Genomic DNA, 25,768 nt, shown 5'->3' on the forward strand with positions numbered 1-25,768 from the left:
TTGAAAATAATAAAAATTGAAGAGGCACTAAAATTAGATAATGTATTATTTATAGATGTGAGAACGGAAGCGGAGTATGAGGAAGATAACATACTTAATGCATTAAACATGCCTTTATTTAAAGATGATGAGCATAAAGAAGTAGGTACTATATACAAGGTGCAAGGTAAACATGAAGCTATACAAAAAGGATTTGATTATGTATCTTATAAATTAAAAGATATATATGTACAAGCAATGTCACTAGTTGAGGAATATGATAATGTTGTTGTATACTGTGCTAGAGGTGGAATGAGAAGTGGTTCAATAGTGAACTTATTAGCATCACTAGGATTAAGAGTATATCAGCTTGAAGGTGGATATAAAGCATATAGAAAGTTTGTATTAGATTATTTAGAACACATAATGGAAATTAAAAACTTCATTGTAGTTCATGGTTTAACTGGAGTAGGAAAAACAGACTTATTAAAAATGCTAGAAGAAAAAGAAATAGATAATATAGATTTAGAAGGTATGGCTAGAAATAGTGGCTCAACTTTTGGATTTATAACATTTGATGAAAAGCCACCATCTCAAAAAAAGTTTGAAACAAGAATATTCGAAAAATTATTTTTCTCAAAAACTGACTATTTATTTATAGAAAGTGAAAGTAGAAGAGTAGGTCATGTTTCAATACCTGAAAAAATTTATGAAGGAATAGTTAGAGAAGGTTACCATATCTTATTAGATTGTAGCTTAGAAAATAGAGTAAAAAGACTTTGTAAAGATTATATATATGACAGAGATAAAAGTAATATAGAAGTATTAAAAGGTTGTATAAATAAGTTTAGAAAAAGACTTGGAAATAAAACAGTAGATGAATATATACAGTTGTTAGATGAAGGGAAACATGAGACTTTAGTAGAAAAATATTTAATAGAGTACTATGATGCTTTATATATGCACTCAGTAGACAAATATAAATATAATCAAGTTATAAATTTTGATAATATGGAGAATGCTTTAGAAGAAGCTACAAAATTCCATAAGACAGCAACGGAAGGAGCAATATAATGTTGAAAATAGCGTTAGAATCACTAGGTTGTTCTAAAAACTTAGTAGATGCAGAAATAATGATGGGTATCTTAAATAAAAAAGGATATAAATTAGTAGGAGACTTTGAAGAAGCTGATATAATAATAGTTAATACATGCGGATTTATAGAATCAGCAAAGCAAGAATCTATACAAACTATATTAGAATTAGCGGAGTTTAAAGAGAATGGTAACTTAAAAATACTTATAGTTACAGGGTGTTTAGCTCAAAGATATTCAGAAGAACTAAAAGCAGAAATACCAGAAATAGATGCAATAGTTGGAACAGGAAGTTATCAAAACATAGATGATATAATAGCGGGTCTAAAAGAAGAAAAACATATAATAAGCCTTAATGATATAGAATTTGCATACAATGAAGAACTTCCAAGATATATATCAACACCAAGTCATATGGCTTATTTAAAAATAGCTGAAGGTTGTGATAATCATTGTACTTACTGTATAATACCTAAATTAAGAGGGAAATACAGAAGTAGAAAGATGGAAGATATTATAAAAGAAGCAAAGGATTTAGCATCAAGAGGAGTTAAAGAAGTTATAGTTATAGCACAAGACACAACTAAATACGGATGTGATATCTACGAAAAAGATAGCCTACCAGAACTATTAGAAGAATTAGCTAATATAGATGGCTTAAAATGGATAAGAGTAATGTACTCATATCCAGAATCAATAACTGAAGAATTAGTAAAGGTAATAAAGAAATACGACAACATATGTAATTATTTTGATATGCCTATACAGCATGCAAGTAACAAAATACTAAAATTAATGAACAGAAGAACAACAAAAGAAGATATATTATCAAAAATAGAAATGATAAGAAGTCATATATCAGATGCAACTATTAGAACAACAATAATAGTAGGTTTCCCTGGTGAAACGGAAGAAGATTTTAAAGAAGTTGTAGAGTTTGCAAAAAAAGTTAAATTTGATAGATTAGGAGCATTTGCTTATTCTAGAGAAGAAGATACTGCAGCAGATAAGTTACCAAATCATTTAGAAGAAGAAGTTAAAAATGAAAGAAAAGATAGATTAATGTTAGTACAACAAGAGATATCTCAAGAACTTAACTCGAACAAAGTTGGAAATGTATACGAAGTATTAATAGAAGAACAAATAGAAGACAACGTATATATAGGAAGAACTCAAGGGGATGCAGAAGAAATAGACAGCATAGTATACGTAAAAAGCAAAGATAAACTTAAGAGTGGTGACTTTGTAGTTGTAAAAATAACTAGTGCCTTAGAATATGATTTGATGGGGGATGTAATGGATGAACTTGCCGAATAAATTGACTTTATTTAGAATATTTCTAATACCAGTGTTTATAGTAGTAATGTTACTGAATATACCAAATAAGTACCTAATAGCATGTATTATTTTTATAGTTGGGTCGATAACAGATGCTATGGATGGACATATAGCTAGAAAATACAACTTAGTTACAGACTTTGGAAAATTTATGGACCCATTAGCAGATAAGTTATTGGTAATATCAGCTTTAACATGTATGATAGAAGCAGGTCTTGTAGCGAGCTGGATGGTTATAATAATAGTTTCTAGAGAACTTACAGTAAGCATACTTAGAGCAATAGCTGCAGCAGATGGAAAAGTAATTGCAGCTAGTAGTGGTGGAAAGTTAAAAACAATTAGCCAAATGGTTTCGATAATAGTTTTATTACTAGGAGCACAATTTGCTAACCAAACACTTCTTCTTATAGGATGGGTTTGTATATTAGTAGCTACTTTATTGACATTATATTCTGGTGGAGAATATTTATATAAAAACAAAGAATTATTCATGAATAGCAAGTAAATTAAAAGCTATAAAAGCATTGTAAAATGACTTTTATAGCTTTTTTTGTAAAAAGTTGTATCAGCAGAATCTTTATGAGAAGAATTTATTATAAACTTTAGTAGTCGAAATTGTTATCAATAAAGTAGGTATAAAAAAATAAATAAAAGTTCATAACTAAAATAAGTATGGTAAAATTTTACTACCATGTATTTTGGAATTATTTTTATATTAAATATAAATATTTTAATAATTGACTATAAATGAAATATAATATATAATCAATATATAGATTATAGAACAAATGTTTGTATTTATATAGATGAAAGGATGGATATAAAATGAGTATACAACAGGATAAATTAAATGCCCTTAATCAAGCATTAGGGAAAATAGAAAAAGAGTTTGGTAAAGGTTCAGTAATGAAATTAGGTGAAGCTACATCTATGGCAATAGATATTATACCTACAGGTTCGATAGGATTAGATATAGCAATAGGTATAGGTGGACTTCCTAAAGGTAGAATAGTAGAAATATATGGGCCAGAATCTTCAGGTAAAACTACTGTTGCACTTCATACAGTAGCTGAAGCTCAAAAAAAAGGTGGAATAGCAGCATTCATAGATGCAGAGCATGCCCTTGATCCAGTTTACGCAAAGGCATTAGGCGTAGATATAGATAACTTAATAATATCTCAACCAGATACAGGGGAACAAGCACTTGAAATAGCAGAAGCACTTATAAGAAGTGGTGCTATAGATATAATAGTAGTGGATTCAGTTGCAGCACTTGTGCCTAGAGCTGAAATAGAAGGAGATATGGGAGATAGCCATATTGGTCTTCAAGCAAGACTTATGTCTCAAGCATTAAGAAAGTTAACTGGTTCTATAAAAAAATCTAACTGTGTTGCTATATTTATAAACCAGTTAAGAGAAAAAGTTGGTATAATGTTTGGAAGTCCTGAGACAACTACTGGTGGTAGAGCATTAAAATTCTATGCTTCAGTAAGACTTGATGTTAGAAAAATAGATACTATAAAACAAGGTGATAAAGTTTTAGGAAGTAGGACAAGAGTTAAAGTAGTTAAAAATAAAGTTGCTCCACCTTTTAAACAAGCTGAATTTGATATAATGTATGGAGAAGGTATATCTAAAGTAGGGGATTTATTAGATATAGCGGCTGATTTGGAGATAGTAAAAAAATCAGGTGCTTGGTATGCTTACAATGAAACAAAGCTTGGACAAGGAAGAGAAAACGTAAAGAATTTCTTATCTGATAATCCAGACTTAATAAATGAAATTGATGATAAGGTAAGAAAACACTATAAATTAGATGAAAATAAAGAAAAAGCACAAGAAGAAGAAGACACATTATAAAATTTAAAATAATAAAACTAATACACACCTCCTATTAACTTGACATGAGTTAGAAAAAATTATAAAATTAAGTAAGGATAAAATATCTAAATTTGATTTTATAGCAATGTATTCTAAAATTTAAATTAAGAATATTTTGTTGATGTTACAAGATAGATTATGAATAGCAATTTTTTATTTGTATATATCATAGTTTAACTTGTGATTATAAAAGAATTAAAGTTTTAATGATGACATTTTGGGATTATTAACAAAGGAGGTGGATGTCATAGACATAGTAAAGATTTTAATAGGCGCAGCTGTGGGTATTATAGTAGGGTATTTTGTAAGAAAAAATATATCTGAAGCGAAAATTGGCCAAGCTGAAAACTTAGCCAAAGAAATAATAGATAAAGCGAATAGAGATTCTGAAACTGTTCAAAAAGAAAAACTATTAGAGGCTAAGGAAGAGATCCATAAGTGGAGAACTGAAGCAGAAAGAGAAAACAAAGAAAGAAGAACTGACTTACAAAAATATGAAAAAAGAGTAATTCAGAAAGAAGAAGTTTTAGACAAGAAGCTACAAAATTTAGAGTCAAAAGAGAATAGCTTAAATGATAGGCTAAAGAATGTAGCTAAAAAAGAAGAAGATGTTGAACTAATAAAAGTACAACAACTAGAAAAGCTAGAGAATATATCAGGTATAACTTCAGAACAAGCAAAGGAAATTATATTAACTAATGCTGAAAGAGAAGTAAGACGTGAAATGTCTATAATGATAAAAGAAATAGAATCTCAAGCTAAAGAAGAGTCAGAAAAGAAGTCAAGGGAAATAATAGGGTACGCTATACAAAAATGTGCAGCTGACCATGTTGCGGAGACAACAGTTACAGTTGTAAATTTACCTAATGATGAAATGAAGGGTAGAATCATAGGTAGAGAAGGTAGAAATATAAGAACTTTAGAAACGTTAACAGGAATAGATCTTATAATAGATGATACACCTGAAGCGGTAATCTTATCAGGATTTGATCCAATAAGAAGAGAAGTTGCAAGAGTTGCTTTAGAAAAGCTAATTGCAGATGGAAGAATACATCCAGCAAGAATTGAAGAAATGGTTGAAAAAGCTAAAAAAGAAGTTGACAACATAATTAAAGAATATGGGGAGCAAGCTGCTTTTGAAACTGGAGTTCATGGATTACATCCAGAATTAGTTAGATTATTAGGAAGACTTAACTATAGAACTAGTTATGGTCAAAACGTATTAAAACACTCTATAGAAGTTGCTCACATAGCAGGAATAATGGCGGGAGAAATAGGAGCTGATATTAGACTAGCTAAAAGAGCAGGTTTATTACATGATATAGGTAAAGCTGTGGATCATGAGATGGAAGGTACGCATGTTGAAATAGGTATGGACTTACTTAAGAGATACAAAGAATCTAAGGACATTATACATGCAATGAGTACTCACCATGGTGATTATGAACCTCAAACAGTAGAAGCTGTTTTAGTTACTGCTGCAGATGCTATATCAGCAGCAAGACCTGGAGCAAGAAGAGAAACTTTAGAGGCTTATATTAAGAGATTAGAAAAGCTAGAAGAAATAGCAAATTCTTATGAAGGTGTAGATAAATCGTTTGCAATACAAGCAGGTAGAGAAATCAGAATAATGGTTAAACCTGAAAATGTTAGCGATGAAGATATCCATTTATTAGCTAGAGATATGACTAAGAAAATCGAAGATGAATTAGAATATCCTGGTCAAATAAAAGTAAGTATAATAAGAGAAACTAGAGCAATTGAATATGCTAAATAAAAAAGAAGAGGCTAAAAGCCTCTTCTTTTTTTTAGGTTTATTATAAGGAAGAAATTGAATAATAATAACTATTAAATTAGATAAAAATAATATCTAAATAATTAAATTGGAGTGAAAAAGTTATTATGAGAAAGCCTAAAATAATAGTTAGTAAATGTTTGAATTTTGAAAAATGCAGATATGATGGTCAAGGATATAACAATAAAGTTATAGAATCTTTGCAAAAATATGTTGATATAAAAGCAGTTTGCCCAGAAGTAGAAATTGGATTATCGATACCAAGAGATCCTATAAGAATAGAAACTAATAAAGAAAAAGAAGAATATAGACTTATACAACACAAGTCTAACTACGACTATACAGAACAAATGAATAAATTTACCAAAAACTTTATTTCAAATATAGAAGATGTTGATGGATTTATTTTAAAAAGTAAATCTCCTTCTTGTGGAATAAAAGATGTAAAAGTTTATCATCAGGGAAATAAATGTAGTGTTCATAGTAATGCAAATGGATTTTTTTCTAAAGAAGTATTAGAAAAATATAACTATTTACCGGTTGAAAATGAAGGGAGATTAAAAAATTATAGTATAAGAGATAACTTTTTTACTAAAGTGTTTACTATTAATAGAATGAAAGAGTGCAATAATATTGTAAATTTTCATAATGAAAATTTATATTTATTAAAATCTTATGATAAAGAAAAAACTAAAGAATTAAATGAAATAATTTTAAGCAAAAACATAAATGAGGAAAATAATAAAAAATACAAAGATATTATTTACAATATAATTCGTGGGAATAGAAATAAAAGAGGAAAACTAGAAATTATAGAAAATATATTTGAAAAATATAGAAATAGACTAAATTATGAAGAGATTAAAATGTTTAATAGTCTTATAGAATCTTATGAACAAAAAAAGATTCCCTTCAGTGCTTTGGCAATAGCAATAAGAATATATGCATTAAGATTTAGTGATAAAGAAGTTATAAACCAAACATTCTTTAATCCATACCCTGAAGAACTTATAAATATAACTGATTCAGGTCAAGGTAGAGATTTATAAATAAATTCCACAAAAAATATATGATAGATTGATAAATTGGCAATAATAAAGATAAAACTAAGGAAGGATGATTATATGTTAAATAAATTAGCAAAGAACCAATATGTAAAAATTGTAAAAAGTGATAATATAGGTAAAGAAGTTGAATATGGAGTAGTACTTAATGAAGCAAATCAAAAATATGACATAATGAGTATAGGCTTTGAAAATAGAAATGGTGCATTTTTAGAGTATCCTACAAATGTAGAAAACTTAGTTCAAACATATACAATAAAGGATGCTATGTTTGATGAAGTAAAAGAAAATGAAGTAAGAAGAAAAATGAACATATGGTTAGAGAAAAATTATAAAATGTAATTAAAAGGGGGGGTATAGTATACTCTCCTTTTTTGAAATTAAAGTAATGGTAAATTTATTTAAATAAAAATAGAAATATTAAAAATATTTCAAAATATATATAAATTTTAGGTATATAAATAACCAAATATAGCAAATTATAAATTAAAATGATATAATTATTATAAAATAAGGGGGAGTGTAAGGTGAATCAGTATATAAACATTAATTCTCAACTAGATGCTTTAAAAATAAAAGATATTGAAAAAATATTTTATGAAAAAGTAAAGGCAAATAGTAGTATAGTACCAAAAGTTACTCCTTTTAAAGGAATTAATACAGATATGTTGTATATACAAGATAATAAAATCTTGTTTATAAAATTTATGGAGACAACAGAAGATTTATTTTGCATTTTAGATGAAGAGTTGTTAGAAGTGATGAATGAAGAAAATGAACTTTTAAAACTTAGAATGCAACAAATGAAAAGTAATATAAGTTTTAATTATATTTTTATAATGCCTTATATTGAAATTAATGAAGAATATGAACTTAATGAATTTATAAATAATCATGTGATAGATAAAAATAAGCTATCAGAAATAATAAACCATGAAGAAAATTTAAATTGTTATTTAAAAGAAAGCAATAATGAAATAGACTTAAATTTATTTATTTTAGATATATGTCCAGAATATTATGTATTAAATGATAAACTGCATTTAAGTGAACAATTTAAAAAGATATCTTTTTATAGTGATGATTATAAGTATAGTGCAACTATGCTAGATGGTAGCCAAATAGCTAATACTATATCTATAAATTATGGAAATGCTTTATTTACGGGAGGATCAGGAACTGGTAAAACTACAATAATGTTAGCTAGAGTTATGAAGTTAGCAAGAGTTTATCCTCATCATAAATTCTTAATACTAACACATTCGAAACAAGAATGTAATGAATTACGAGAAAAAGTCCAATTACTATACAAAGAAAATAATAATATAGATATACATACTTTTAATTCATTTGTAATTAAATTGGCTAAAAAATATTATTTAATAATAGACTATTCGATGCTAAAAAATGATTATGAAAAGGCATTTAATAATTTAGTAAAACAGGCTAAAAATATTATCAAAAATAAGAATATTTTCAAAGGCATATTTGTTGATGAAATAGAGAGTTTTTCTAAAGGGGAAATAAGTTTTATCACAGAATTTTTATATAAAACAAAATTTATTTTCAATGCATTTAAGTGTGAGTCTTTGAATATATCCAATGATTTAAACGTATTTAAAAATAATTTAGAAGAAATAATATTTGAGGAAGAAATAATTTTATCAAAAAATTACAGACAGTCAAATGATTTAGTAAAATTTATAAATAAGTTTTCAGAAAATGCAAATAAATATATAAATTCATTGAGAAGTAATCTGCATAACAATGAGTTTTATTACACAGAGTCTATAAGAGAGGGTAATAAAACTGTAGATATAATGAAAGTAAGTGATTTAGAAGAGCAAATAAGTTCTGTACGTTGGGAGATAGAATATTTAATAAATAAAAAAGGATTAGACTATTCAGATATAGCTATAATTTATCCTTTTAACAAGAAAAAATTAAAAAATGGTAAAACTATATATTTTCAATATATATTAAAAAAAGCTTTAGAAGAAGCAAAGATACCATATATATATGCAGAAGATAACTTAACTAATCTTAGTAAGAAAGTAGGAGTTACAATATCTAATATATACACAATTAAAAACTTAGAATATAAGGCTGTAATAATTTGTGAATTAGAGATGTTATATAATCATACTATACATGACACTACTCAAGATTATCAAATAAATGATTTTATAGGTGATTTGAATAAAATATATTTGGCTATAAATAGAGCGAGTGATTATTTAAGTATAGTAACTACTTTTAATGAACAGAGTAGTGATATAATAAAGCTTCTGATAGAATCAAAAAATTAAGGAAGCACATTTGTGCTTCTTTTATCTTAAACAAGATAAGTCAAATAATAGAAAGGAGATATTATGTATACTACAATAGAATTAGACGAACAAGAATATGAAGTTTTTAAAAAGTTTTCTAACAAATTAAATCCAAATACTAGTCATGATTATCTATCTAAGGTGATTTTATTCAAAGAATTTTTAGATGAAAAGGAACTTGTTTATGCAACAAAAGAAGATTGTGGCATATTTATAGCTGATATTAAGGAAAAATACGCCAAATCTACATGTGAAAAGATATATAGTTATTTGCATAGTTTTTATAATTTTTTAAAGAAAGAAGAGTATATAGATGTAAATCCATTTAGATACGTTGAAAAACCAGTTGTAACTAGAATAAAGACTAAAGATGATGTACTAAGTATATCAGAAATAAATAAGCTAATAGAGGGTCTTCACAAGCTAAATATTAGGGATAGAGCAATAATTGTATTTTTAGTTACAACTGGATGTTTATTAAATGAACTTGTTAACTTAAAATGGAAGGATTTTATAGTAGATGAGGGCAACAATTATTATGCTAGATTAGGCAAAGGTAAAAAAGAGAGAGTAGTAAAACTTCATCCATACTGCTTTAGGTTAATAGAGAATTATAGAAACTATTCTGGTTTATCAGAAGTAATAATGCCTACAAATGACTTTGTATTTACAACTCAAAAAAGTAATTCTATAACAGATAGAAATGTAAGAATAATAGTAAAAAAAGCTTTAGATATAGCAGGTTTATCTCAATATTCATCTAAAGATTTTAGACATTCCTTTGCAGCAATAAGTTTAAGATTAGGTGCAGATGAAGAAGATATAAAGAAGCAACTAGGATGGAGTGACAAATACTATGCGATAAGATACAAGTATGTATTAAACTTTGTTGATAGCGAAAGTATAGATTATATCATTGATAAAGATAATATGGTTATAAATAAAAAATAAGCATATATGAACAAAAATAAAAAAAAACTTGTTATAGTTCGTAATGTTTTATATAATTAGTATATAAAAAGACACAAGGAAGGTGCAAATTACCATGGAAAATAAATATACTACATATACAAATCCATTGACAGATAGATATTGTAGCAAAGACATGAGTTATATATTCTCTCCACAATTTAAATTTTCAACTTGGAGAAAATTATGGGTAGCTCTTGCAGAAGGTGAACAAGAGTTAGGAATAAATATAACTAATGAGCAATTAGAAGAATTAAGAGCTAATATAGAAAATATAAACTTTGATGAAGCTAAAAAAATAGAAAAAGAAGTAAGACATGATGTAATGAGTCATGTAAAAGCTTATGGATTACAATGTGATAAAGCGAAGGGGATAATACATTTAGGAGCAACTTCAGCATATGTTGGTGATAATACAGATGTTATACAAATGACAAAAGGATTAAAGCTTATAAGGGTTAAATTAGTAAATTTAATAAATAACTTAAAAGAATTTGCAATTAAAAACAAAGATATACCAACACTAGGATTTACTCATTTCCAAGCAGCTCAGCTTACAACAGTAGGTAAAAGAGCTACGTTATGGGCACAAGATTTAATAATAGATTTAGAGGACTTAAATTACAGAATTGATAACATGAAGCTTAGAGGAGTTAAGGGTACAACAGGGACTCAAGCTAGTTTTTTAAGTTTATTTGAGGGAGATCATGAAAAAGTAAAAGAACTTGATAAAATAGTTTGTAAAAAAATGGGATATAAATCTTCATATGCCGTAAGTGGACAAACATATACAAGAAAATTAGATTATCAAGTAATTAGTATATTATGTGGAATAGCTCAAAGTATGCATAAAATGACTAATGATATAAGACTTTTACAAAGCTTAAAAGAATTAGAAGAACCCTTTGAAAAAAATCAAATAGGTTCATCAGCTATGGCTTATAAAAGAAATCCAATGAGAAGTGAAAGAATAGCATCATTATCAAAATATATAATAGGTGAAAGTTTAAGTCCAGCTTTAGTTCAAGCTACTCAGTGGTTAGAGAGAACATTAGATGACTCAGCCAACAAAAGATTAGCAATACCACAAGCTTTCATGGCGGCAGATGCAATCCTTGAAATAGGTGTAAATGTTACTGATGGATTAGTAGTTTATGAAAATATGATAAATAAACATGTAAACGAAGAACTTCCTTTTATGGCTACAGAAAACATACTTATGGAAGCTGTAAAAAGAGGCGGAGATAGACAAGATTTACATGAAATAATAAGAGAATACTCTATGAAGGCAGCTTATAGAGTTAAGCATGAAGGAAAAAATAATAATTTAATTGAGCTTATAATGGAAGATTCTACATTCAAAATGAGCAAGGAAGAAATACTATCTATAATGGACCCTAAAAACTTTGTTGGTAGAGCACCAGAGCAAGTGGTTGAGTTTGTAAATGAAGTAATAGAGCCAGCAATAAAAGATTATAAGCAATCAATAGGATTAAAAATAGATTTACATGTGTAAAATAAAAGTGCTGATTTAATCAGCACTTTTTGTGTATAGTTGTATATGCAAATAAAGTCTATCGAATTAAAATTTATTCCAAATATTTCTTTTAAAAAATTACCTTATATATGAATTAAATTGGTTATTATTGCAAAAAGTAATAGCATATTCAGTAAGGAGGAATTATAATGGCAGGAAATACGAATAATAGTAAAAAATTAACTCTTGCATCCTTAATACTTATGATATTTACATCTGTATTTGGATTTGCTAATATGCCTAGAGCATTTTTCTTAATGGGATACGCAGCTATACCTTGGTATGTACTTAGTTCAATTTTATTTTTTATACCATATGCATTTATGATGGCAGAATTTGGAGCTTCATACAAGAAAGAAAGTGGAGGTATATACTCTTGGATGGAGAAATCTGTAGGTTCTAAATATGCATTTATAGGAACTTTTATGTGGTATGCATCTTATATAATATGGATGGTAAATGTATCATCAAGTATATGGATACCTTTATCTAATGCAATATTTGGAAGTGATAGAACTACAGAATTAACATTTATGGGATTAGGATCAACACAAATTTTAGGGATTTTAGGATGCTTATGGATACTTTTAGTTACATATATAGCAACTAAAGGTGTTGAAAAAATAACTAAAATAACTTCTATAGGAGGTTCAGCTGTAGTATTATTAAATATAGTACTATTAGTAGGAGGATTTTTAGTACTAGCTTTAAATGGATTCCAATTTGCAGAGCCGATAACAAATGTAGCTAAAAGCTTTACAATGTCACCAAATCCAGCTTATCAAACACCTATATCTATGTTATCCTTTTTAACATTTGCAATATTTGCATTTGGTGGATTAGAAGTTTTAGGTGGATTAGTTGACCAAACAGAAAATGCAGAAAAAACATTTCCTAAAGGCCTTACAATAGCAGCAATAGTTATTGCAATAGGATATGCGTTCGGTATATTTTCTTGTGGTATGTTTACAAACTGGGAAAAAGTACTATCGGTAGACACTGTTCATATGGGCAATGTAGCATATATAACTATACAAAATCTAGGGTATGAACTAGGTAAAGTATTTGGTATGGCAGATACTTCAGCTATAACAATGGGACTATGGTTTGCTAGATTTGTAGGATTATCAATGTTCTTAGCATTTACAGGTGCATTTTTCACTTTAACTTACTCACCTCTTAAAACGTTGATAGAAGGTTCACCAAAGGAATTATGGCCTGGTAAAATAGGTGAAATAAAAGATGGCATGCCAATAAATGCCATGAAAATACAAGCAATAATAACAATTGTAATAATACTTATAATATCATTTGGAGGGAGTAATGGTAGTGCATTTTTCGACATATTAGCACTTATGACAAATGTTGCAATGACTATACCATATATATTCTTGTCTGCAGCTTTCCCAGCTTTTAAGAAAAAACAATTAGCTGGAGAAGCAGAAAAACCATTTGTTGTTTACAAATCTTATGGTGCTGCATTAACTGCATCAATAATAGTAAGTGTAGTTGTGGGATTTGCTAACGTGTTTACAATAATAGAACCTTCAATAACAAGTATGTCTTTAAATACTAATACAATATTCATGTTAGCAGGACCGATAATATTCACTATAATTGCATTTGTTCTATATAATAGGTATGAGAAAAAAGTTAAATAGATTAAGCTTAGAAAAAAATAAGTACAGTATACAATATTACAGTATACTGTACTTTTAATATATTTAAAAGTAAAAGTATTGTACTAGTAAAGATTTTAATGTAAACTAAAAAGGAATTGAAAAGTTAATAAACTAACAACTGGGGTGATAAAATGAAATGTATAGTATCAGATACAATAAATTTTTTATCTAAGACATTTCCAAAGATATATTCGAGTCTTTACCTAGAATATTTAAAAGAATATTCTAATAGTTACAATGTTAATAAAACACAGTTAAGAGCATTAATGTTCGTAAAGAATAATGGAGCTATAAGTATGACTGATTTATGTGCTAAGCTAAATATAGAAAAAGGAAGCTTAACTAGCATGGTAGATGATTTAACAGAAAAGGGATATGTGTTAAGAGAAAAGGATTTAGCTGATAGGAGAAAGTATTTAATAACTATAACTGAAAATGGAATAGATGTAGCTTCTGATTTTATGAATAAGTTAAATGTTAGATTAGAGGAAAAGCTTTTTAGGTTAACAGAAGAAGACCAAGGAAAATACATAGAGGCAATAAATACTTTACAGTATATTTTAAATAAGGAAGAATTAAATTAAGAATCTTTAAAAGCAACCAATAAAATTGGTTGCTTTTGGATTTATTATTAAGCTTCTGTTGAAGCTAATTCTTTGTTTTTAGCTAATTCTACGTATTTTTCAAGGCCTTCTTTTAGTATAGTAGCAGCCTTGAAAAGATCATCTTCATTTAAAATATAAGCTAATCTTATTTCATCTCTACCAAGACCAGGAGTAGCATAGAATCCTTCAGCTGGACAAACCATAACAGTTTCATTATCCTTATTAAAATCAGTAAGCATCCAAATTACAAAATCTTCTGCATTTTCTACAGGAAGTTTTGCTACTATATAAAATGCTCCAGTAGGTTTTTCACATATAACTCCGTCAACTTTCATTAATTCATTGTATAAAACATCTCTTCTTTTTCTATACTCTTCATTAACATCAGTAAAATAAGCAGCAGGAGTATTGTATAATTCAACAGAACCAACTTGATCTAAAGTAGATACACATAATCTACCTTGACATAATTTAAGAATTTCAGCTATAAGACCTTTATTTTTAGAAGCTATAGAACCTATTCTCGCACCACAAGCACTATATCTCTTAGAAACACTGTCGATTATAATTACTTTATCTTCAACTTCCTTTAAGTTTCCGAAACTAGTATAATCAAGACCTTCATAAACAAACTCTCTATAAACTTCATCTGCTATTATCCATAAATCGTTTTCCTTTGCGATATTAGCAATCATGTCAACTTCTTCTCTTGTATATACTGTACCAGTTGGATTTCCAGGATTAGATAGTAATATACCTTTAGTTTTAGCGTTAATTTTTGATGTTATAATATCTTTTGATGGAAGATGGAATCCATCTTCAGCTTTAGTAGTTACTGGATTGACAAATACATTTGCACATTGACTAAAACCGTTATAATTAGTGTAGAATGGTTCTGCAACTAGTAAATTGTCATTAGGGTCGCAAATTGCCATTATAGTGAAAAGTAAAGCTTCACTACCTCCATTTGTTATTAAGATTTCATCTTCTTCAAAGTGCATATCATATGTAGTATAATATTTTTGAAGTGCAGAAATTAATTCAGGAATACCCTGAGAACCAGCGTATTCTAACACTTCACTATCAAAATTCTTAACTGCGTCAAAAAACCCTTGAGGAGTCTTAATATCTGGCTGACCTATATTTAAATGATAAACTTTAGTTCCGCGAGCCTTTGCTTGAAGAGCGAAAGGAACCAATTTTCTGATGGGAGAAGCCTGCATAGCAGTTATTCTATCTGAATATTTCATTTAAATTACCCCCTATTATTCTGAACATAAAAAACTTATGTTATATATTAGATTTAAGATTATAGTAGCATAGTTAATTACAAAAATCATTACAAAACAGTATGTATACAGACATTAAAAACCTCTATAAAATTACAAAATATTAAGTGAAATATAATAATTTTACATTTTAATACAGATAAAATAAAGATAATATATTAAAAGATGCAAGTAAATACAAAATAACTTAAGATAACAATCGAAATAAAGCAAAATATAGCATATAATCAAAAAATTAAATTTTAATATTTTAAAATAATATTTAAAATTATTATTATAAAAATAACTAATAAAAAGCAAATAAGTTATAATATTAAAGTAACTATAAAAATATATAATTATTTATCAAAGTATCAAAGTATAATAAAATTAAAAGATGGTAACTAAGAGGTGTAGACGGTGAAAGAAGTAAGGATAGATTGGATTAATAATGATATGGTAATAGTTGCTACAGATAGGGCTAAAAGACCTAAAGATAATCATCTAATGGAATACGAAATACAAGTTAATAAAGAGTATGAAGTAGAATGTCCTTTTTGTAGGGGTAATGAAAAGAAAACACCAAAGGATACATTTAAAATAGAAGATGAAAATGGGTGGATTGTAAGATCTACTAATAATAAATTTCCAATTGTAGATGATATTCCTGGTGATATCTACGGCATTCATGAAGTTATGATAGATACATACAGACATAATGGAAGTTTTTATAATATGAGTAAAGTAGAATTTGAAAACTTATTTAAAATGTATAAAGACAGATATGAAAATTTAATAAAAGATACAAAAATAAAGTATGTAAGTGTATTTAAAAACTTTTTAAGTAAGGCTGGGGCATCTTTAGATCATCCTCATTCTCAAATAATATCATTATCAATAATTCCGCCGGAAATAGAAAATGAAATATCTATTGCTAAGGAATATTATGATAAAAATAATAGCTGTATTTATCTTGATGTAATAGATAATGAGATAAAATTTGAAAAACGAATAGTTCATAATAATGATAAATTTTTAGTAATAGTACCTTATGTAACGAAATACACAGGAGAAATACGTGTAATACTTAAAGAAAAAATAAGATTTGAAGAACTGAATGATATACATATAAAAGAATTATCGTCAATGTTTAATAAGTTATTTAAAAACTTATATAAAGTAAATGGATATTCTCCTTTTAATTTATGTATTCATACTCATCCAATAAATATAGAGTCAGAGAAATACTTTAACCTTCATATGCATATATATCCTAGAAAATATAGCTTTGGAGGATTTGAATTAGGGAGTGGAATATATGTATCATCAATAAATCCAGATGAATTTGCACAAAAAATAAGATTTTAATAAATATACTACCAATATGTTAATATGTGTAGATAATTGGGTAAAATAATTGTATAAAGCTTTAAATAGGAGGAAATTATGAAATTTATATCGTGGAATGTTAATGGCATAAGAGCATGTGTTGAAAAAGGTTTTATAGATTTTTTTAAAGAAGTAGATGCGGATATATTTTGTCTACAAGAAACAAAGTTACAAGAAGGACAAATTAATTTAGAGTTAGAAGGTTATCATCAATATTGGAATTATGCTAAGAAAAAAGGATATTCAGGAACAGCAATATTTACAAAACAACAACCGATAGAAGTAACTTATGGAATAGAAATAGAAGAACATGATAACGAAGGACGAGTAATAACTTTAGAATTTGATGAATTTTATTTTATAACAGTATACACACCAAATTCTCAAAATGAATTAAAAAGACTTGACTATAGAATGAAGTGGGAAGAGGACTTTAAAAACTACCTAACAAAACTAGATAGTGTAAAACCTGTAATAGTATGTGGAGATTTAAATGTAGCTCATAAAGAAATAGACTTAAAAAATCCTAAAAATAATAGAAAAAATGCTGGTTTTACAGATGAAGAAAGAAATAAATTAACAGAACTTTTAGATTTAGGATTTATAGATACCTATAGATATTTTTATCCAAATAAAGAGGGCATATATTCTTGGTGGTCGTATAGATTTAATGCAAGAAAAAATAATGCTGGATGGAGAATTGACTATTTTGTTGCATCAAAAAAATTAGAAAACAAATTAGAAAGTGTAGATATACATACTGAAATTTTAGGGTCAGACCATTGTCCTGTAGAATTAGTACTAAAATAATATAATTAATATATTAGATATAATAAAAAATTTAAAATAAGAATTAGTTAATAAATTACATTAGATCTTAATAGAATATATAGTAGCTTAAAATATAATTTATTGTTAAAACTACTTTAAGAAAAATTTTATTAGGGGGATGTATATGAATTTATTAGATCTTAGACATAAATTGGAAAAAGGAAAATCATTAGGAGGAGAAGTTGTATACATAAAAGATGAAAACATCATATGTGGGGTAGGAGCAATATATAAAAATAATGAAGAAAAGAGCATAACATTATTAAAGTCAAAAGAGGAATCTGTAAAAGTTGACATGTTTTTAGATATTTTGAATGAAGTATACGCAACAGTTGGAGATGGAGAAGTATTAGTTGGAAATGATAAACAAGTTAGAGACAGTAGCCGAGAAATTAAAAGTGTAGAATTTGCTCAATATGAAATGATAAAAATGTTATTTATAAATGTTTAAATAAAAGAAAGATAGACTGAAATTTTAGTCTATCTTTTTTTTAGAGGTGGTACATCTAGCAAAAATTGATTGGTCTTGCCCATTTTATAAGCTAAATCAATTATATTTTTGTCCTCATCTGTCAAATCGCGATTTAAAATTTTAGCAAATTCATTAAATAGATTATCATAATCAACTTGTCTTTTTGGATTGCGCTTAACCATAGAAGGTTTAACCATAGTATATATATATATATCAGGTACAATGTTAGGAGTGTAAATTCTCATAAATACCTGAGATGTATAATAGGCATCATTTAGTGCGTTATGATAAGATTTATCTTGTTCTAAATCTAATGATTGTATAGCATTTTGTAGCCCAATACTTTTGCCAGGTGGATTATTAAAGTATATAGAGGCATATTGTTGTACATTTATATAAGATTTGGGTAAAGATTTTGATGGTAAATTATAATAAGTAATATTTCTATATAACTCCTTTAAATCAGCAGTCCCCCATACGCATAAGATTGGGTTTTTAGAAGTAATAAATTTTCTAAACTCCTTATAAACTTGAGTAAAACTAGGTGCATCATAAACATCATTTTTAGTTATACCTGTTATTTTTCCAACAAAAGGGTGAATATCTTTATATATTTCAGGCTTAACATAACTGTTAAATATATCAACTATATTAAAATTTGAATCTAATTTAATTGCTCCTAATTGAATGATCTCAAAAGGGCATCTTTCGTTAGATACAGTTTTATTGAGCGCTTTATCGAATCCTTGATTGAATTCTAAGTCAAAAACTATATATTCCATAATATTTCTCTCCTAAGCTAATTTATAAATTAAAATTAAAAATAATATCTAAATTTAGTATAACCCATATTGATGAAAATGTTAAACTATTGAGTAAAGTAATAAAAAATAAAAATTGCAAAAAAAACACAAATAAAGATATTGCGAACTTTATTTATGTAATATATAATAAGTATAAATAGAAACACGAACAAAAAATATAAAAAACTAAAAAATTAATGCGATTTTACCGATGGAAATATTATATCAAATAAATTAAGGGGAGTTATAGTATGAATAAATTATTATACACAATCGAAAAAGATAAGCATAACAAAGAAGAGCTACATAATATTTTAACTAAACATAGTAATATAAAATTTGTATCGTTAATGGGTGTTGATTTAGGGGGAAATGCTACAGATGAAAAAATACCTGTTAAGCTATTTTTAGATGATATCGATAGATTTTTAGAATCTGCAGTACAAACAGATGGTTCAAGTGTTGAATTATACAATATAGCAACATTAAATAACGCTAAAGTTGACTTAATGCCAGATGTAGATTCTAGATGGTTTATAGATTATAATTTTGAACATATAGATGAAGAACTTAATTTACCGATAGGAACTCTTAGAATTCCTGCCTTTTTAATACATGATAATAAAAAAGTATGTTCAAGAGGAATTCTTAGAAAATCAGAAAAATATTTTAAAAAAACTCTTATGGAATTATTTAAAGAGTATCCTCATGCAATAAATAATATAGGAATAAACCGTGTATCTGAAATAGAAGAGATAATATTAACAACAGCTACAGAATTAGAATTCTGGGTAAATACTCCAGAAGATAAAGCAGATTTAGAAAAATTAGCAGTATCTCAAAGTTTAAAGGAACAATATTGGAAAAGAACTCATGGTATAATAAGAACTTGTTTAGAAAAAAGTTTAATAATACTTGAAGAATTAGGTATAAGTCCAGAAATGGCTCATAAGGAAGTCGGGGGAATAAATAGTTCTATAAGCATAGACGGTAAAACAAAACATGCTATGGAGCAATTAGAAATATCATGGAAGTTCTCAAATCCCTTGCAAGCAGCAGATAATGAATTATTAGCAAGAGAAATAATAGAAGATGTATTTACATCAAATGGTTTAGAAGTAACATTTAAAGCTAAGCCTATACATGGAGTAGCAGGTAGTGGAGAGCATACACATGTTGGTGTAAGTGTAAAGTTAAAGGATGGAAGCATAAAGAATATATTTGCTCCAAATAATATGACAGAAGACTACTTAAGTGAAATTGGGTATGGAGCACTCATGGGAATGTTATACAATTATGAAGTATTAAATCCAATTGTAGCATCTTCAAACGATGCATTTAATAGACTAGTTCCAGGATTTGAAGCTCCAGTTTGTATAGTAACATCATTAGGACATAGTTATGATGTTCCATCAAGAAATAGATCTATACTTGTAGGATTAATAAGAGATATAAAAAACCCTAAAACAGTAAGATTTGAATTAAGATCACCTAACCCACTTTCTAATACATATTTAGTAATAGCTGGATGCTATCAAACAATGTTAGACGGTATAAAAGCGGCTATAAAAAGTAAGCTAACTACTAAATATTTAGAAAAAGAGTTATCTAAAGACATAGGACAAGAAAGTTTCTACTTAGAAAAAGATAGAATGTATAGAGATGAAAATGATGTATTTGAATATTATTCATTAGAAGAAAGAAATTCTAGATTTGGTATGCCACCAGCAACAGTTTATGAAAATATTAAAAACTTAGAAAAATATGAAGATAAATTACAATCACTAAAGCAAGGACACGTATTTAGTGATGCAATAATAGATTCATTTAGAACTGGAGCTACATATAAATGGTCTGCAGAACTTAAGAATAGAATAATAGAAAAACATATGGAAACTATAAGAAATTGTGTAAGATTACACAATAAAGAAAATATGGATGCATTAGATGAAGTTATGTGGAATTCTATTTCAGAAATTAAGTTTAACGTAATGAAAGATACTTTAACTCAAAAATCTTTATTTAGCCAAATAAAAGAAGCAATAGAGCTAAAAGACTATCAAACAGTATCAGACTTACAACTAGAATTAAAGTCAAATATGGAAAAATTACAACAATTATACATACAATATAAGAAAAATATATATTAAAAAGAAGAGGAAATTCCTCTTCTTTTTTTACGCTTAAGGATATTATGTTATGTTAAAAATTGTGGATAAGTTGCTATATTTAAGCAACGTCAACATACTTAGCGAAAGTAAAAAAGATTTTTAGCAGCGCGCAGAGCCGTTGGCTATATGAGCGAAGCGAATTTTTTCATTATTCTATTATACAATGTACTACTAAGCTAGCGAATAGTAAATATATAGGTAAATTTAATTGAAAAGAGTAAGTGTTTTTTTTTGAGGGCATAAAGGTTATTTTAGCTATAAACAATAGTACAAAAAGACATACATAACCTGAGTTTATAATGTAAGTTAAACTACAAATAGTAATTGCGTGTATTAGGCAAGGAATTAAAATTAGTACTATAAGTAAATTATTGTATTTATTAATGAATGAATATAAATTATTTTTTATTTTTCTTAGGAAAGGATTATTAAATATATATGGTAAGTCAATAAATACATACAACAATGTATAAAATAAAATCAAGATGGAACCTAAAAGAGCAAAGAAACTGCTTATATCTTTCACCGCTATATCAACTCCTCTATAGTTATACATTATAAATTACAAAAAACTTATATTGTTCTATTAATATATATTATTAATAAATTGTAAATATGTGCATATAAGACTTTTAAAATAATATTTTTTAAATTTTACTAAAATAATTAGCTAAATTTAGTAAAATTCTTAAAATAATATTTTTTAAATTTATTGAAAAATCAAAAATATTATATTACAATTAACGTGAAAACGTTTCTAGAGAAAAATGGGGGGATTTAGATGAATAAGAGAAGGATTTTAACATTAGCTATGGCTGCAATGATGCTATTTGGTACAGTTGGGTGTAGTTCGTCAGGGGGAGACGATAAAAAAACTTCAGGAGGAGATCTTCCAAAAATAGGTGCTACAATATACAAATATGATGATAACTTTATGTCAGCAGTACGTAGAGAATTAGAGTCAAATGCAAAAGATAAAGCTGATCTAATAATAAATGACTCTCAAAATGACCAGGCTAAGCAATTAGACCAAATAGATACAATGATACAAAAAGGTGTTAAAGTATTAGCAATAAACTTAGTAGATCCTAAAGCTGCAACTACAGTTATAGAAAAAGCTAAAGCCGCTGAATTACCAGTAGTATTCTTTAATAAAGAACCAGATCAAGCTGCTATGGATAGCTACGATAAGTGCTGGTATGTTGGCACAGTTTCTAAAGAATCTGGGGTTATACAAGGTGAAGTTATAGCTCAGCAGTGGGAAGCTAATAAAGCGAAATGGGATAAAAATGGAGACGGAAAAATCCAATACGTATTATTAAAAGGTGAACCAGGACATCCAGATGCAGAAGCGAGAACTAAGTACTCTATAGAATCAATCAATGCAAAAGGAATACAAACAGAGGAGCTAGCTTTAGATACAGGTATGTGGGATGCTGCTAAAGCTACTGAAAAAATGGATGCTTGGACAGCTAAATTTGGAGATAAAATAGAATTTGTAATTTGTAATAATGATGCTATGGCATCTGGTGCAGTAGCTTCTCTTGAAAAAGAAGGATACTTTAGCGGAGATAAATTTATGCCAGTTGTAGGAGTAGATGCTATACCAGAAGTTATAACACTTATAGAAAGTGGTAAAGTTGTAGGAACAGTATTAAATGATGCAAAAGGCCAAGGTAAAGCTACTATAGATTTATCTTTAAATGCTGCTAATGGAAAAGATGTAATTGATGGTACAGATTGGAAATTAGATGGTAAGGCAGTACGTGTTCCATATAAAGCAATAACTAAAGATAATATAGCTGATGCTAAATAAATTGTGTACATTATAAAATTAAATGATTAAGAGATTACACTGCCTAGATGAAATATAATTTTATCTAGGCACTATAATTATTTTTGTATATATTTTTATAATACGTCAAAAGGAGGGGGCAACTTTTGGAAGATGTAAATAGAGAGTTCATATTAGAGATGAGAGATATATCAAAAGAATTTCCAGGAGTAAAAGCACTATCAAACATTACATTGAAAGTAAGACCAGGTACAGTACATGCTTTAATGGGAGAAAATGGAGCAGGAAAATCAACTTTAATGAAATGTTTATTTGGAATATATCAAAAAAATGCAGGACAAATATTTCTAGAAGGAAATGAAGTGAATTTCCAAACGACAAGACAAGCACTTGATAATGGAGTATCTATGGTTCATCAAGAATTAAACCAAGTAAGACAAAGAAATATACTAGATAATATATGGCTTGGAAGATACCCTAAAAAAGGAATATTTATTGATGAATATAAAATGTACGAAGATACTATAAAAATATTTAAAAATCTAGATATTAATATAGACCCAAGAGCAAAAGTTAGCTCTTTATCAGTATCTCAAATGCAAATGGTTGAAATTGCAAAGGCTGTTTCTTATAATTCAAAGGTAATAGTAATGGATGAGCCGACATCATCACTTACAGAAAAAGAAGTAGAACATTTGTTTAAAATAATAAACAAGCTTAGAAAAGATAATGTAGCTATAATATATATATCTCACAAAATGGAAGAAATATTAAAAATATCTGACTATGTAACAGTAATGAGAGATGGTCAATTAATAGATACAAAAGAAGCTAAAGAAATAACAATAGATAATATTATAAGTATGATGGTAGGAAGAGATATGTCTCAAAGATTTCCAAATAAAGAAAATAAACCAGGAGAAATGATACTAGAAGTAGAAGGCTTAACTGAATTATCACAGTCTGGCTTTAAGGATGTTAGTTTCAATTTGAAAAAGGGAGAAATATTGGGAGTAGCAGGTCTTGTTGGAGCAAAGAGAACGGAAATTGTAGAAGCTTTATTTGGTATGAGAAAATTACAAAAAGGTAGTCTTAAATTACATGGAGAAGAAATAATTAACAAAAATCCTAAAACAGCGATGAAAAATGGATTTGCATTAGTTACAGAAGAAAGAAGAAGTACAGGAATATTTCCACAATTAAGTATAGAATTTAACTCTACTATATCAAATTTAAAAGCATATAAGTCAAATATGTTATTTTTATCCGATAAAGAAATGGAAAATGATACGAAATGGGTAATAGACTCTATGAATGTAAAAACACCTTCATCAAAAACTAAAATAGGTAGCTTATCTGGTGGGAATCAACAAAAAGTTATAATTGGAAGATGGCTTTTGACAAATCCAGAAATTCTTATGTTAGATGAACCAACAAGAGGAATAGATGTTGGAGCAAAATACGAAATATATCAACTGATAAATGAACTTGCTAGCAAAGAAAAAGGAATAATAATGATATCATCAGAGATGTCAGAACTTATAGGTGTAACAGATAGAATTTTAGTGATGAGTAACGGAAGAGTTGCAGGAATCGTAGAGTCAAAAAGTACTACACAAGAAGAGATAATGAAATTATCAGCTAAGTTTTTAGAGGGGGATAGCTATGAAGCCACAAGTTAAAGAAAATTTAAGTAATAAGAATTCAATAAAAGAGTTTATTGCAAATAATGCTATTCAATTGGTTTTGGTGGCACTATTTATTATAATAATATTCATAGAACCAGAGTTTCTTTCTATAGGAAACTTTAGAAATATACTTGCACAATCTTCAATACGTGTAATAATAGCTCTTGGCGTAGGTGGAATAATAGTAACACAAGGTACAGACCTTTCTGCGGGGCGTATAATAGGATTAGCTGCAGTTGTATCAGCATCCTTACTACAGGCAACAGACTACGCATATCGTATGTATCCTGACCTTCCAAGATTGCCATTATTCGTACCGATATTAATAGCTATGGCATTATGTGGTATAATTGGTGCAGTAAATGGTTGGGCAGTAGCAAAACTAAAAACACCACCATTTATAGCTACTATGGGTACTATGTTAATTGCTTATGGATTGACATCACTTTATTTTGATAGACCACCATATGGTGCTCAACCTATAGCAGGACTTGATAAAGCGTTTACAAAATTAGTTCAAGGGAATATAGGAACAGGAGATTTTAGAGTACCATATTTGATAATATATGCCATAATAATATCGATAATAATGTGGTTTGTTTGGAATAAAACAAAACTTGGTAAAAATATGTTTGCAATAGGTGGAAATCCAGAAGCAGCAGAAGTTTCAGGAGTTAATGTTGCAAGAAATTTAATTATAATATACGTAATTGCAGGAGCTTTATATGGTCTAGCAGGTTCATTAGAAGCAGCTAGAGTTGGAAGTGCTACAAACAATACAGGGTTTATGTATGAAATGGATGCAATAGCAGCCTGTGTCGTTGGAGGAGTTTCCTTTGCAGGTGGCATAGGTACTATAGGAGGAATTATAACAGGAGTTTTAATATTTCAGGTTATAAACTACGGCTTAGCATTTATAGGTGTTAGCCCTTACCTTCAATTTATAGTAAAAGGTATAATAATAATAGCTGCAGTAGCTTTAGATACAAGAAAATATGCAAAAAAATCTTAAGAGACTTAAATATAGAAAAGCCCTAACTTAGAGGGCTTTTTTTAATGAAATATAACTATAAATTC

General features: G+C 27.8%; 21 protein-coding genes. 19 read left to right on the plus strand and 2 right to left on the minus strand.

Annotated elements, in window-relative coordinates; all coding sequences use genetic code 11:
* The 12 genes from mnmH (at position 1) to ACRC03_RS07520 (ending at position 14,253) form a co-directional block, all read left to right on the plus strand.
* Entirely contained in the window at positions 1-1,053 is a 1,053-nt protein-coding gene (mnmH, locus tag ACRC03_RS07465; protein ID WP_438651935.1) for a tRNA 2-selenouridine(34) synthase MnmH, read from the plus strand.
* Positions 1,053-2,390: a 30S ribosomal protein S12 methylthiotransferase RimO gene (gene rimO, locus ACRC03_RS07470; protein WP_438651936.1), complete on the plus strand. Its 1,338-nt coding sequence runs from the start codon at positions 1,053-1,055 to the stop codon at positions 2,388-2,390. The genes mnmH and rimO overlap by 1 nt, the downstream gene beginning before the upstream one ends.
* Positions 2,374-2,916, plus strand: coding sequence for a CDP-diacylglycerol--glycerol-3-phosphate 3-phosphatidyltransferase (gene pgsA, locus ACRC03_RS07475; RefSeq protein ID WP_438651937.1), 543 nt, complete (start codon positions 2,374-2,376; stop codon positions 2,914-2,916). Before rimO ends, pgsA begins: the two co-directional genes overlap by 17 nt.
* Before the next feature lie 320 nt (positions 2,917-3,236).
* Positions 3,237-4,271 (plus strand): recombinase RecA, encoded by a 1,035-nt coding sequence (gene recA, locus ACRC03_RS07480; RefSeq protein WP_438651938.1) that lies wholly within the window; start codon positions 3,237-3,239, stop codon positions 4,269-4,271.
* A gap of 259 nt (positions 4,272-4,530) precedes the next feature.
* The gene (rny, locus tag ACRC03_RS07485) at positions 4,531-6,069 is read left to right on the plus strand and encodes a ribonuclease Y (protein WP_438651957.1); all 1,539 of its coding nucleotides are present in this window, start codon (positions 4,531-4,533) and stop codon (positions 6,067-6,069) included.
* Positions 6,070-6,194: 125 nt separating this feature from the next.
* Positions 6,195-7,136, plus strand: coding sequence for a YbgA family protein (locus ACRC03_RS07490; RefSeq protein WP_438651939.1), 942 nt, complete (start codon positions 6,195-6,197; stop codon positions 7,134-7,136).
* A gap of 75 nt (positions 7,137-7,211) precedes the next feature.
* Positions 7,212-7,493 (plus strand): hypothetical protein, encoded by a 282-nt coding sequence (locus ACRC03_RS07495; protein WP_438651940.1) that lies wholly within the window; start codon positions 7,212-7,214, stop codon positions 7,491-7,493.
* A 185-nt stretch (positions 7,494-7,678) separates the two neighbouring features.
* Positions 7,679-9,460 (plus strand): UvrD-helicase domain-containing protein, encoded by a 1,782-nt coding sequence (locus tag ACRC03_RS07500; protein WP_438651941.1) that lies wholly within the window; start codon positions 7,679-7,681, stop codon positions 9,458-9,460.
* A gap of 63 nt (positions 9,461-9,523) precedes the next feature.
* Entirely contained in the window at positions 9,524-10,432 is a 909-nt protein-coding gene (locus ACRC03_RS07505; RefSeq protein ID WP_438651942.1) for a tyrosine-type recombinase/integrase, read from the plus strand.
* Positions 10,433-10,526: 94 nt separating this feature from the next.
* Positions 10,527-11,966 carry an adenylosuccinate lyase gene (purB, locus tag ACRC03_RS07510; RefSeq protein WP_438651943.1) on the plus strand — a complete coding sequence of 480 codons (1,440 nt, stop codon included), beginning with the start codon at positions 10,527-10,529 and terminating at the stop codon, positions 11,964-11,966.
* 170 nt (positions 11,967-12,136) lie between these two features.
* Positions 12,137-13,648 (plus strand): glutamate/gamma-aminobutyrate family transporter YjeM, encoded by a 1,512-nt coding sequence (gene yjeM / locus ACRC03_RS07515; protein WP_438651944.1) that lies wholly within the window; start codon positions 12,137-12,139, stop codon positions 13,646-13,648.
* A gap of 152 nt (positions 13,649-13,800) precedes the next feature.
* Entirely contained in the window at positions 13,801-14,253 is a 453-nt protein-coding gene (locus ACRC03_RS07520; RefSeq protein WP_438651945.1) for a MarR family winged helix-turn-helix transcriptional regulator, read from the plus strand.
* 47 nt (positions 14,254-14,300) lie between these two features.
* On the opposite strand, the gene ACRC03_RS07525 is transcribed toward ACRC03_RS07520, so the two are convergent.
* The gene (locus ACRC03_RS07525) at positions 14,301-15,524 is read right to left on the minus strand and encodes a pyridoxal phosphate-dependent aminotransferase (RefSeq protein ID WP_438651946.1); all 1,224 of its coding nucleotides are present in this window, start codon (positions 15,522-15,524) and stop codon (positions 14,301-14,303) included.
* A 438-nt stretch (positions 15,525-15,962) separates the two neighbouring features.
* On the opposite strand from ACRC03_RS07525, the gene galT reads away from it, so the two are divergent.
* The 3 genes from galT (at position 15,963) to ACRC03_RS07540 (ending at position 18,213) form a co-directional block, all read left to right on the plus strand.
* Positions 15,963-16,910: a galactose-1-phosphate uridylyltransferase gene (galT, locus tag ACRC03_RS07530; protein WP_438651947.1), complete on the plus strand. Its 948-nt coding sequence runs from the start codon at positions 15,963-15,965 to the stop codon at positions 16,908-16,910.
* Between the two features lie 78 nt (positions 16,911-16,988).
* Positions 16,989-17,741: an exodeoxyribonuclease III gene (locus tag ACRC03_RS07535; protein ID WP_438651948.1), complete on the plus strand. Its 753-nt coding sequence runs from the start codon at positions 16,989-16,991 to the stop codon at positions 17,739-17,741.
* A 145-nt stretch (positions 17,742-17,886) separates the two neighbouring features.
* A complete protein-coding gene (locus ACRC03_RS07540) occupies positions 17,887-18,213 on the plus strand; it encodes a hypothetical protein (protein WP_438651949.1) in 327 nt (108 codons plus the stop codon).
* A gap of 29 nt (positions 18,214-18,242) precedes the next feature.
* On the opposite strand, the gene ACRC03_RS07545 is transcribed toward ACRC03_RS07540, so the two are convergent.
* Complete coding sequence (locus ACRC03_RS07545; protein ID WP_438651950.1) at positions 18,243-19,016, minus strand: exonuclease domain-containing protein; 774 nt, start codon at positions 19,014-19,016, stop codon at positions 18,243-18,245.
* Between the two features lie 272 nt (positions 19,017-19,288).
* Here ACRC03_RS07545 and ACRC03_RS07550 point away from each other — a divergent pair, with 272 nt between their 5' ends.
* The 4 genes from ACRC03_RS07550 (at position 19,289) to mglC (ending at position 25,703) form a co-directional block, all read left to right on the plus strand.
* The gene (locus ACRC03_RS07550) at positions 19,289-21,187 is read left to right on the plus strand and encodes a glutamine synthetase (protein ID WP_438651951.1); all 1,899 of its coding nucleotides are present in this window, start codon (positions 19,289-19,291) and stop codon (positions 21,185-21,187) included.
* Between the two features lie 802 nt (positions 21,188-21,989).
* Positions 21,990-23,024, plus strand: coding sequence for a galactose/glucose ABC transporter substrate-binding protein MglB (mglB, locus tag ACRC03_RS07555; RefSeq protein WP_438651952.1), 1,035 nt, complete (start codon positions 21,990-21,992; stop codon positions 23,022-23,024).
* Positions 23,025-23,149: 125 nt separating this feature from the next.
* Positions 23,150-24,685, plus strand: a complete 1,536-nt coding sequence (gene mglA, locus ACRC03_RS07560; RefSeq protein WP_438651953.1) for a galactose/methyl galactoside ABC transporter ATP-binding protein MglA — start codon at positions 23,150-23,152, stop codon at positions 24,683-24,685.
* Positions 24,669-25,703, plus strand: coding sequence for a galactose/methyl galactoside ABC transporter permease MglC (gene mglC / locus ACRC03_RS07565; protein WP_438651954.1), 1,035 nt, complete (start codon positions 24,669-24,671; stop codon positions 25,701-25,703). Before mglA ends, mglC begins: the two co-directional genes overlap by 17 nt.
* Positions 25,704-25,768: the final 65 nt, after the last annotated feature.

It is taken from the genome of Romboutsia sp., assembly GCF_051659545.1.
Lineage (GTDB): Bacteria > Bacillota > Clostridia > Peptostreptococcales > Peptostreptococcaceae > JBOFOR01.